We start from the raw sequence: 11605 nt of genomic DNA, 5'->3' as shown, positions 1-11605 counted from the left end.
GCCACCGCCGCCGTGACCACCGCCACCGCCGCGGGCCGCCTGTGCGGGATCGGCGAGCAGCGTCAGCGATGCTGCGGTCGCGAGAACCGCGATGAGCGCCAACCAGAGATGTTTGCGGCGAGCCATGTTCGTTCTCACTTGTGTCAAAACACTCAATACTGCCTGACATCAACTCTTAACATCGCCGCCCGGTTCCTGCCGCGAAGTGAACTGCGCGCAACTCTTTGCGGGTCGGTTGTTCCTCAGCGGCTATCGGCCTGGCTTTCCCCTCTGTTCAAGGGAGGGCGGAGCGAGAGCAAGACCCGGACAAATCATGTCGCGAGAACGCTTATCCATGACCGCCGGCCGCGCAACATACGCGATGTCGTCCCGGCGAAAGCAGGGACCCATAACCACCAATGGTGACAGTGAGCGATGTCGGAACGACGAGTCCCGTTCATCGCATACGCCGCGGAGTATGGGTCCCTGCTTTCGCCGGGACGACATCGAGAGCTTGGCGCAAGTGGGGTCCAGCACAGCGATCGCTCACACCGGCAGTGCCGTCGAATACTTCACCTGGCTCAGCGCAAAGCTCGACTCGATCGAGGCGATGCCGTCGAGGCGGGTCAGCTTGTTCTTCAGGAACGCTTCATAGGAGGAGAGGTCGGCGGCGACGACGCGCAACAGATAGTCGCGATTGCCGGTCATCAAATAGCATTCGAGCACCTCGTCCCATTTGGAGATCGCGCGCGCGAAGCGGTTGAGGTCCTCCTCCTTCTGCCGCGCCAGCTTGATCGAGATGAAGACCGAGACATGCAGCCCGATCGATTTCTGGTCGACGGTGGCGATGTAGCGAGAGATCACGCCGCGCTCCTCGAGCAGCTTGACCCGGCGATGGCAGGGCGACACCGACAGCCCGACCTTGTCGGCGAGCTCCTGCATGGTCATGCGGCTGTCGGTCTGGAGCAGACTCAGGATCTTGCGGTCGATGGCATCGAGGGCAGGCATTGGGATGAACTCGTCAGTTGCGGCCAGATCGTGGGAATTTATCCCAATTTTTTCTGTGTTGTCGCGTGGAATTGAGATTTTCGGCGGTCTCCGCGGCAGTAACATCCGCAAATATCGCTCGGAGTATTGCCATGGGTATCGCGCCTGAACGCCTCGACATGCTCACAGCATTGGCCCGCAAGGTGCTGTGGCTGTCGTCGTGGACCATCCATCACGCCAACCATGTGCGGCCCTCGACCGACGGGCTGAAGGTCGGCGGTCACCAGGCCTCGTCGGCATCGCTCGCCAACATCATGTCGGCGCTTTACTTCTCGGTGCTGCGTCCGCAGGACCGTGTCGCGGTGAAGCCGCATGCGAGCCCGGTGTTCCACGCGATCCAGTACCTGTTCGGCCACCAGACCCGCGACAAGCTGGAGAATTTCCGCGGCTACAAGGGCGCGCAGTCCTATCCGTCGCGGACCAAGGACACCGACGACGTCGACTTCTCCACCGGCTCGGTCGGCCTCGGCGTGGCGCAGACGCTGTTCGCCTCGCTGGTGCAGGACTACGTCAAGGCGCATGGCTGGATGGGGGACCGGCCCGAGGGCCGCATGATCGCGCTGGTCGGCGACGCCGAGATGGACGAGGGCAACATCTTCGAGGCGCTGCTGGAGGGCTGGAAGCACGGCCTGCGCAACACCTGGTGGGTGGTCGACTACAACAGGCAATCGCTCGACGCCGTGGTACGCGAGGGGCTGTGGGCCAAGTTCGAGACCATGTTCCGCAATTTCGGCTGGGACGTGGTGATCGTGAAATACGGCAAGCTGATGCTCGAGGCTTTCGCCGAGCCCGGCGGCGAAGCGTTGAAGCGCTGGATCGACAATTGCCCGAACCAGATGTATGCGGCGCTCTGCTTCCAGGGCGGCGCCGCGTTCCGCAAGCGGCTGCATGACGAGATCGGCGATCAGGGGCCGGTCACTGCGCTGATCGACCGCCGCAGCGACGACGAGTTGCTGGCGCTGATGTCGAACCTCGGCGGCCACGACATGGCGAGCATGATCGAGGCGTTCGAGGCGATCGACCATGATCGCCCGGTCTGCTTCATCGCCTACACGATCAAGGGCGTCGGCCTGCCGATGCAGGGCCACAAGGACAACCACGCCGGCCTGATGACGGTGGCACAGATGGAGAAGTGGCGCGCCACACAGAACATCCGCACCGGTCATGAGTGGGACAAGTTCGAGGGCCTGTCGCAGGAGCCTGCCAAGCTCGAGGCCTTCCTGGCCGAGGCGCCGTTCAACCGCGAGGGCCGGCGCCGGCTGTCGGCGCCCGTCATCGATGTGCCGGAGCGGCTGGCCTTCAAGGCGTCGGCGCAGATGTCGACGCAGCAGGGCTTTGGTCTCGTGCTGCATGAACTGGCGCGCGGCGACAGCGAGCTCGCATCGCGCATCGTCACCGCATCGCCGGACGTCACGGTGTCGACCAATCTCGGCGCCTGGGTCAACCGCCGCGGACTGTTCGCCAAGGCGGAGAACCACGACCTGTTCCGGCAGGAGAAGATCCCGTCGGCCTATACCTGGGAGTATTCGCCCAAGGGCCAGCACCTCGAGCTCGGCATTGCCGAGATGAACCTGTTCATCATGCTCTCGGCGCTCGGCCTGTCGCAGCAGATCAACGGCGCGCGGCTGTTGCCGGTCGGCACGCTGTACGATCCCTTCATCGAACGCGGCTCGATGCCTTGAACTATGCCTGCTACCAGGACGCCCGCTTCATGGTGGCGGCGACGCCGTCCGGCATCTCGCTGGCGCCGGAAGGCGGCGCGCATCAGTCGATCAAGACACCCTTGATCGGCATGGGGCAGGACGGGCTCGCTTCGTTCGATCCGGCCTTCGTCGATGAACTTGCCGTGATCATGGGCTGGGGTTTCGGCCACATGCAGCGCGAGGGCGCTGAGGGTGGTTCGGTTTACTTGCGACTCTCGACCCGGACGCTGGAGCAGCCGCAACGGATCATGACGCCGGACCTGCAGCGCGACATTACCGACGGCGCCTACTGGATGCGCAAGCCGGGCCCGAACTGCGACATCGTGATCGCGTATACCGGCACCGTCGCGCCGGAGGCGATCGAGGCGGTCGGCCTGATCGGCGAGAGCCACCGCGATGTCGGTCTCCTGGCGGTAACCTCGGCCGACCGGCTCTATGCGGGTTGGTCCGCCGCACGGAATTTGCGCCGCGACCGCCGCGGCGCGCAGCATTTGAGTCATATCGAGCGCATGCTGGCACCGCTCGGCCGCGACTGCGGCATCGTGACCGTGATCGACGGCCATCCGGCAACGCTCGGCTGGCTCGGCAGCGTGCGCGGTCACCGCCTCGAGGCGCTCGGCGTCGAGCATTTCGGCCAGACCGGCACGATCGCCGACCTCTACCGCCATTACGGCATCGACGCCAATGCGATCATCGATGCGGCGGAAAGCGTGTCGGCCGGCGCCCCGGTGCGGCATCGCAAGATGGCGGTGTAGCCACAGCGTCGTCCCGGCCTTCGCCGGGACGACGGTCGGAGTCTTGCCACGCCTCGGGCTTCGACCTTATATCCCGTTCGCGTGCACGAGCCGCGCCCCGCATATGGCGGGTTCAATTCGCCCTGCTTTCGTGCAAGGATGCCTGCCGAACGCTTTCCGTTCCCAATTCCATACGCCCCCTACAAGAGGTTTCCGATGGTCAATCGCATGCAATTCTACATCGACGGCGCCTGGGTCGATCCCGTCGTCAAAGGCAAGTCCACTCCCGTCGTCAATCCGGCGACCGAAGAGGCGATGTATGAGGTTGCACTCGGCTCCAAGGCCGATGTCGACAAGGCAGTTGCCGCCGCCAAGCGCGCGTTCGAGACTTATTCCAAGACCAGCCGCGAGGAGCGCATCGCGCTGCTCACCAGGATCGTCGAGGTCTACAAGGGCCGCATGAAGGACATCGGCGCCGCGGTCTCCGACGAGATGGGCGCGCCGCTGCCGATGGCCGAGAAGCTGCAGGCCGGCGCCGGCCTCGGTCACCTCATGAACACCCTCGAAGTGCTCAAGAAGTACGAGTTCGAGGAGACCATGGGCACCGCCGTGATCGTGCGCGAGCCGGTCGGCGTCGTCGGCATGATCACGCCCTGGAACTGGCCGCTCAACCAGATCGCCTGCAAGGTCGCGCCCGCGCTCGCCGCCGGCTGCACCATGATCCTGAAGCCCTCGGAGTTCACCCCGACCTCGGCGCTGATCTTCGCGGAAATCCTCCATGAAGCCGGCGTGCCGAAGGGCGTGTTCAATCTGCTCAACGGCCTCGGTCCGGAGGTTGGTGCGGCGATGAGCGAGCACCCCGACATCGACATGATCTCGTTCACCGGCTCGACCCGCGCCGGCGTCGACGTCGCCAAGCGTGCGGCGCCGACCGTGAAGCGCGTCAGCCAGGAACTCGGCGGCAAGTCGCCGAACGTGATCCTGGAGGGTGCCGACCTCGCCAAGGCGGTGACCGGCGGCGTGATGCACATGTTCAACAACTCGGGCCAGTCCTGCAACGCGCCGTCGCGCATGATCGTGCCGCTCTCCAAGATGAAGGAAGTGGCCGCGATCGCGAAGGGCGTCGCCGACAAGACCAAGGCCGGCGATCCGCGTGCCGACGGCACCACGATCGGTCCGGTGGTCAACCGCGGCCAGTGGGACAAGATCCAGGCGCTGATCCAGAAGGGCATCGACGAGGGCGCAACGCTCGTCGCCGGCGGCCCGGGCCTGCCCGAGGGCGTCAACAAGGGCTTCTATGTCCGCCCGACCATCTTCGCCGACGTCACCAACGACATGACGATCGCCCGCGAGGAGATCTTCGGACCGGTGCTGACCATCCTCGGCGCCAAGGACGAAGCTGAAGCCGTCAAGATCGCCAACGACACGCCGTATGGTCTCGCCGGTTACGTCTCGGCCGACACCGTGGAAACCGCGCGCCGCGTCGGCCGCCAGATCCGCGCCGGCAACGTCAACCTGCAGGGCGTGCCGAACGAGCGCACCGCGCCGTTCGGTGGCTACAAGCAGTCCGGCAACGGCCGCGAGTGGGGCCGTTACGGCCTGGAGGAATACCTCGAGGCCAAGGCGGTCGCCGGCTACAACGCCGCGTAAGCCGACCGCACGAGTAACGACATTCTGGCGCCGGGGCGGGAAACTGCTCCGGCGTCAGACGTTTTGGCGGCAGAAGTTTTTATCGTCGTCCCGGCGAAAGCCGGGACCCATAACCACAGGGAGGAGTTTGGCGAAGACTGGCCGTGCCGTGGTACTGCGACTTCCTTGCGCGATAGATCACGCGGTATGGGTCCCGGCTTTCGCCGGGACGACGGAGATGTCTACCCACCGAGCGCGCCCTGGGTGTTGACGTAGAGCGCATAGATCGACTGGCTCGCCGCCATGAACAGGCGGTTGCGCTTGACGCCGCCGAAGCAGAGGTTTGCGCAGCGCTCCGGCAGTGCGATGCGGCCGATCATGACGCCGTCGGGCGCGAACACCACGACGCCGTCGAGCTCGGGATCGCCCATGCCCCAGCCGCACCACAGGTTGCCGTCGATGTCGCAGCGCATGCCGTCGGGCGTACCGGGGCCGGCGTCGATGAACACGCGCTTGTTGGAGATCGTGGTGCCGTCGGCTGCGACGTCATAGGCGAGGATCTTGCGGTTCGGCACGCCGCGGGATTCCACGACGTACAGGATCTTCTCGTCGGGCGAGAAGCACAGCCCGTTCGGGCCGAGCACGCCTTCCGCGACGATGGTGGCCTTGCCGGTGGAAGGATCGAGCCGGTAGACGTTGGGCTCGATCTCGGGATCGGCCTTGTAGCCCTCGTAATTGCCGAGCAGGCCGAAGGTCGGATCGGAGAACCAGATCGAGCCGTCGGATTTCACCACCACGTCGTTTGGCGAGTTCAGCCGCTTGCCGCCGAAGCTATCGATCAGCACCGTGATCGATCCGTCATACTCGGTGCGCACCACGCGGCGGCCGCCATGCTCGCAGGTGATCAGCCGGCCCTGGCGGTCGCGGGTGTTGCCGTTGGCGAAGTTCGACGGCTTACGGAAGATGCTGACCGCGCCGGTCTCTTCCTCCCATTTGAGGATGCGCTGGTTCGGGATGTCGCTGCACAGCAGATAGCGGCCATCGCCGAACCACACCGGACCTTCGGCCCAGCGCAGGCCGGTGGCGATGCGCTCGACGGCGGAGAGTTTTAGCCAGTATTTCTCGAAGCGCGGATCGAGCGCATGGATCGCGGGATCGGGATAGTACGTCGCGGCACGCCAGCCGGCGGAATGAACATCGGACATTTGCTGTTCTCGTTGTTGTGTTTCGATGGTGTTTCCTTGAGCGCATGGTTTGCTATCATTGTCGGCCTGCGACCGCAATTCGCTCCAGGGATTGCGCTGATCAATCAGGAAAGACGAGGGACGGCATGCCACGCATATTGATGACCGGCGCATCGGGGGGAATCGGAACGAGCCTGCGCAAGCTGCTGCCGCCGATCTATCCGGATTTCCTGCTGAGCGACATCAAGCCGCCCTCCGATCTCCGCAGCGACGAGAAATTCAAGGCCGCCGATCTCGCCGACCTCGCACAGGTCGAGGCGGCCTGCGAGGGCGTCGACGGCATCCTGCACTTTGGCGGCTATTCGGTCGAAGGTTCCTGGGATGCGATCCTGCAGGCCAACATCATCGGCTGCTACAATCTGTTCGAGGCGGCGCGCAAGCAGGGCGTCAAGCGCGTGATCTTCGCCTCATCCAATCATGCGGTCGGCTTCTATCCGCGGCATCACCGCATCGGCACCGACGTCACCGCGCGGCCGGACAGCCGCTACGGCGTCAGCAAGGTTTTCGGCGAGGGCTTGGGCGCGCTCTATGCCGACAAGCACGGCATCAAGGTGACCTGCATCCGGATCGGCAATTTCGGCGAGGCGCCGCTCGATCACCGCCGGCTGTCGATCTGGCTCAAGCCGGAGGATTTGGTGCAACTCTGTCGGATCGGGCTCGAGCATCCCGACATTCATTTCGAGGTGCTGTACGGCGCGTCGTACAATGAGCGCTCGTGGTGGGACAATCACCGCGCCTATGATCTCGGCTATCGTCCGGCCGGCCGGGGCGAAGACTTCCGCGAGCACGCGATGGCCGAGCAGGCCAAGCTGCCGCCCGACCCGGTCGGCGACTACTACCAGGGCGGCACGTTCTGCAGCATGGAGTTCGACGGCGACAGGACAGGGGTGATCGACTGGAAGAAGTGATCAATCCTCGCACTGCGGCAACTGCTTCACTGCTTCGGTGTGCTCGCGCTGCGGCTCGTTGGCGCCTTTCCCGGAGGTCGCCTTGGGGGCGCTTCCGGGCCCATCATAGGTTTGGGAGAAGTGGCTGAGCGGGAAGCTGAGGCTGATCTTCTGTCCGGTCAGGTTCTTGGCTTCCACCGCGATCGTCTGTGCATGCTTCAGTCGTTCGATGAGCTCGGCATTGGCCTCCAGCGTGCCGCCGCAGCCGAGCGTGTAGCAGTGCGTCCGCGCGATCTGCATCGGTTCGTCCTGATCGATGCGGAGGCTGATCGTGCCTTCCAGCATGGTCCGCGTACCGACATTTGCGGTCAGCAGTGCGCGCGTAGCGCTCTGCGGCGAGATGCTGATGGTGCCGCCCGACGGCGCGCACTTGCCGCGTGCGGCAGCCGCAACGAAGCAACTCGCCTCGGTCAAGCAGGTCTTGGCCCAGGGCTCATAGGTGAGCTCCGTCGCGCGCGCATCCGCCGCCACGGCGATTCCGCCAAGCGCAAGCTGCGCCGCGAACGATCCCACCAACAAAGCCGCATAACGCATCGCCGTCTCCTTCACGAGGAGGCCGCGTATCGCGCTATTGCGGCTTTTTGTCGTTGGAGATGCGGACGAGATAATCCGCCTTGCTGTACTGCATGTGATCGACGCAGAGCTGCGCCAGCGCCCAGCTGTCGCGGCCCTTCAGGAGCTCGATCATCAGTTCGTGCTGACGGCGCGACAGCGCGAGGCCCTCGCGGTCGGCGAGATTCTTGGCGCGCATCGGCAACGTCAGGTTCATGTAGTCTTGCAACGAGCGTACCAGATAGGGGTTGCCGCAGGCCGAGAACAGCGCGAGGTGGAATGCATCGTTGGTCTCGTGGATGCCGCGCATGTCCTGCGCGTCGGCCTTGAGGCAGTAGTGCCGCTGCAGCTCGCTCAACTGGTCGATCAGGCTGTCGGGCGCGGGCAGGGCGATCATCAGCGCGGCCTGGCGCGTCAGCATCTCGCGCACCTCGTAGATCTGCCGCACCTCCTCGGCCGAATAGAACCGCACCGTGGCGCCGACATTCTTCTCGCGCAGCACGATGCCCTGACGCTCGAGCTGGAACAGCGCCTGGCGGACGAAATGCCGGCTCGCGCCGTAGCGCTGCATCAGCGTATCCTCGACCAGCCGCAGGCCGGGCGCGAAGCGGCCGAAGATGATGTCCTCCTCCAGCCGGCGGATCACCTCCGCCTGCTCCTCCTCGCGCGAGGGGGACTGGAGTTCGGGCGGGATGGGCTCGGCTTTCATGGGCTCTGGGCTTCGGGGGCGATGCCCAGAGGTCAGCATGATGCCCTGGCTATTGTCAATAATGGGGGCGGTTTTGCCGCAGAGCAGCCACCCGCCGCCGCCGGATTATCTCATATTGACAATAATTCCTGCCGCTCCTTAAGTGCGGCCTGATAACCACGGGACGAGAAGAAAATGGCCGACGGACTTCGCAAGGGACTGACCAGCTATGGTGACGCCGGCTTCTCGCTGTTCCTCCGCAAGGCCTTCATCAAGGCTATGGGCTATTCCGACGACGCGCTCAATCGTCCGATCGTCGGCATCACCAACACCTACAGCGACTACAATCCCTGCCACGGCAACGTGCCGCAGATCATCGAGGCGGTGAAGCGCGGCGTGATGCTGTCGGGCGCGATGCCGTTCGTGTTCCCGACCATCTCGATCGCCGAGAGCTTTGCGCATCCGACCTCGATGTATCTGCGCAACCTGATGGCGATGGATACCGAGGAGATGATCCGCGCCCAGCCGATGGATGCGGTGATCGTAATCGGCGGCTGTGACAAGACGCTGCCGGCACAGCTCATGGCGGCCATCAGCGCCGATCTGCCGACGGTGGTGATTCCGGTCGGCCCGATGGTGGTCGGCCATCACAAGGGCGAGGTGCTCGGCGCTTGCACCGACTGCCGCCGGCTGTGGGGCAAGTATCGCGCCGGCGAGATCGACGACAGTGAGATCGAGGCGGTGAACGGGCGCCTTGCGCCCTCCGTGGGCACTTGCATGGTGATGGGCACGGCCTCCACCATGGCGTGCATCACCGAGGCGCTCGGGCTGTCGCTGCCGATGAGCGCGACGATCCCGGCGCCGCATGCCGAACGCTTCCGTTCCGCGGAGGCCAGCGGCCGCGTCGCCGCCGAGATGGCGAAGACCAAGGGACCGAAGCCGAGCGAGATCCTGACGCCGGCCTCGTTCCGCAACGCCCAGGTCGTCATGCAGGCGATCGGCGGCTCGACCAACGGGTTGATCCATCTCACCGCGATTGCCAACCGCTCGCCGCACAAGATCGACCTCGAGGCGTTCGACAAATTAGGCCGTGAGGTACCCGTGCTGGTGGACCTTAAGCCGTCGGGCGAGCACTACATGGAGCATTTCCATCACGCCGGCGGCGTACCGAAGCTGATGGCGCAGCTCGGCGACCTCATCGACTTGGACGCCAGGACCATTACCGGACAGACCCTGCGCGAGGTCGTGGCCAACGCAGAGGACGTGCCGGGGCAGGATGCGATCCGCTCCAAGGCGAATCCGATCAAGTCCGAAGGCGCGATGGCGATCCTGCACGGCAATCTCGCGCCGCGCGGCGCCGTGATCAAGCAATCGGCGGCGAGCCCGAAGCTGCTGCAGCACACCGGCCGCGCGTGGTGTTCGAGTCGGTCGAGGACATGACGCTGCGGGTCGACGATCCCGCGCTCGATGTCACCGCCGACGACGTGCTGGTGCTGCGCAATGCCGGCCCGAAGGGCGCGCCTGGTATGCCCGAGGCAGGCTACCTGCCGATCCCGAAGAAGCTCGCGCGCACCGGGGTGAAGGACATGGTCCGGATCTCCGATGCGCGGATGAGCGGCACCGCGTTCGGCACCATCGTGCTGCACATCACGCCGGAGTCCGCCGTCGGCGGTCCGCTCGCGCTGGTGCGGAACGGCGACATGATCCGGCTCGATGTCGCCAAGCGCAGCATCGACCTGCTGGTCGATGAGGCCGAGCTCGAGAAGCGGCGCGCGGCGCTTGCGCCGGCCGGCATGCCGGATCGGGCCAGGCGCGGCTATGCGCACCTCTTCAACGAGACCATCCTGCAAGCCGACGAGGGCTGCGATTTCGACTTCATGCGCGCCGAGGGGAAGTAAGCGGAAGTAACGCGCAAAGTTCGGCCATTTGCCGAATTGTCGATAATTTCTGCAATGCGGCGCTCGTTGGCGCCTACGACGAGCTGATTACCTCTGTTTTATTGACAATCCCGCGAGACTGATGGGATGATCGGGTCAATCAAAAACAGGGGGAACGTCGCGATGGGCACTTCAGCCAAGATCGTCGGGATCGCCATGGCCGCGGCAGCGCTGCTGCTGCCCGCGCGCGCCGGCGCGCAGGAGGTCAAGCACTTCCGCTTCGCCTATGACCAGCCGCGCAACACCGGCTATTCGGTCGCCGGTGATCTGTTCGCCGAGAAGCTCAAGGAGTTGAGCAAGGGGACGCTGATCGTCGACCAGTATCCCGGCGCGCAGCTCGGCCAGGAGCCCCAGCTGCTGCAGCTCGTGAAATCAGGCGACATCGAGTTCGCGATCATCTCCTCCGCCAACACCGCGACGATCTCGCCGCAGGCCGGCGTGATGTCGCTGCACTTCCTGTTCCGCAACGAGGCTCACGTCATCAAAGCGCTGGCGGATCCGCAAGTGTTCGACGCCATCAAGACGATGATCGACGAGACCGCCCAGGGTCTGCACGTGATCGGCACCGGCTCGCAGGGCGTGCGTCACATCTACAGCAAGAGGGAAGTCCACAACGTCGGCGACCTCAAGGGCATGAAGGTCCGGGTGCAGGCGACCGCGACAGAGGACACCATGTTCCCGGCCTATGGCGCGCAGACGGTGCACATGCCGTTCGGCAGCGTCTACACCTCGCTGCAGACCGGCGTGGTCGATGCTGCCGAGAACAGCATCAACGTCTATCTCGTCAACAAGCATTACGAGGTCGCGCCGGTGCTCTCGATCACCGAGCACGAGGCCAACAATGCACTGCTGTTCGTCTCCGACAAGCTGTGGCAGAGCCTCTCCGCCGAGCAGAAGCAGTGGGTGCAGGCCGCCGCCAACGAGGTCAGCGCCAAGGAGCCGCAGAAGGCCTTCGAACTCGAGCGGACTGCGCTGACCAAGCTGAAATCATTCGGCGTCAAGGTGGTCGAGGACGTGGACAAGAAGAGCTTCACCGCTGTCGCCGATCCCTATCTCGACAAGCTCGCCAAGGAGCTCGGCCCGCATGCGGAGAAGATCAAGAACTTGATCCGCGCGATCAACTGAACGCACGCTTCACGTCGTCC

General features: G+C 64.7%; 7 protein-coding genes and 2 pseudogenes. 5 read left to right on the top strand and 4 right to left on the bottom strand.

From position 1 onward, the window contains the following. Positions 1-525: 525 nt before the first annotated feature. A complete protein-coding gene (locus ALC15_RS35255) occupies positions 526-987 on the bottom strand; it encodes an Lrp/AsnC family transcriptional regulator (protein WP_016841346.1) in 462 nt (153 codons plus the stop codon). Between the two features lie 131 nt (positions 988-1118). Here ALC15_RS35255 and ALC15_RS35250 point away from each other — a divergent pair. Beyond that, a pseudogene (locus ALC15_RS35250) lies at positions 1119-3484 on the top strand (transketolase). Positions 3485-3679: 195 nt separating this feature from the next. Continuing rightward, the gene (locus tag ALC15_RS35245; protein ID WP_050631275.1) at positions 3680-5113 is read left to right on the top strand and encodes an aldehyde dehydrogenase family protein; all 1434 of its coding nucleotides are present in this window, start codon (positions 3680-3682) and stop codon (positions 5111-5113) included. 221 nt (positions 5114-5334) lie between these two features. Here the strand turns inward: ALC15_RS35245 and ALC15_RS35240 are convergent, their stop codons facing one another. Next, positions 5335-6297 (bottom strand): SMP-30/gluconolactonase/LRE family protein, encoded by a 963-nt coding sequence (locus tag ALC15_RS35240; RefSeq protein ID WP_050631274.1) that lies wholly within the window; start codon positions 6295-6297, stop codon positions 5335-5337. A 125-nt stretch (positions 6298-6422) separates the two neighbouring features. Here ALC15_RS35240 and ALC15_RS35235 point away from each other — a divergent pair, with 125 nt between their 5' ends. After that, positions 6423-7244: an NAD-dependent epimerase/dehydratase family protein gene (locus ALC15_RS35235; protein WP_050631273.1), complete on the top strand. Its 822-nt coding sequence runs from the start codon at positions 6423-6425 to the stop codon at positions 7242-7244. Here the strand turns inward: ALC15_RS35235 and ALC15_RS35230 are convergent, their stop codons facing one another. Together ALC15_RS35230 and ALC15_RS35225 are read right to left on the bottom strand one after the other, a co-directional pair. After that, positions 7245-7817, bottom strand: coding sequence for an invasion associated locus B family protein (locus ALC15_RS35230; protein WP_128089666.1), 573 nt, complete (start codon positions 7815-7817; stop codon positions 7245-7247). Between the two features lie 34 nt (positions 7818-7851). Further along, positions 7852-8544 carry a GntR family transcriptional regulator gene (locus tag ALC15_RS35225; RefSeq protein WP_050631271.1) on the bottom strand — a complete coding sequence of 231 codons (693 nt, stop codon included), beginning with the start codon at positions 8542-8544 and terminating at the stop codon, positions 7852-7854. Positions 8545-8718: 174 nt separating this feature from the next. Here ALC15_RS35225 and ALC15_RS35220 point away from each other — a divergent pair. Continuing rightward, positions 8719-10421, top strand: a pseudogene (locus ALC15_RS35220) (IlvD/Edd family dehydratase). Positions 10422-10583: 162 nt separating this feature from the next. Beyond that, on the top strand, positions 10584-11585 hold the full coding sequence (locus tag ALC15_RS35215; protein WP_050631270.1) for a TRAP transporter substrate-binding protein: 1002 nt from the start codon (positions 10584-10586) through the stop codon (positions 11583-11585). Positions 11586-11605: the final 20 nt, after the last annotated feature.

It is taken from the genome of Bradyrhizobium viridifuturi, assembly GCF_001238275.1.
Taxonomy (GTDB): domain Bacteria; phylum Pseudomonadota; class Alphaproteobacteria; order Rhizobiales; family Xanthobacteraceae; genus Bradyrhizobium; species Bradyrhizobium viridifuturi.
This window is presented reverse-complemented; position numbering and strand designations above follow the sequence as displayed.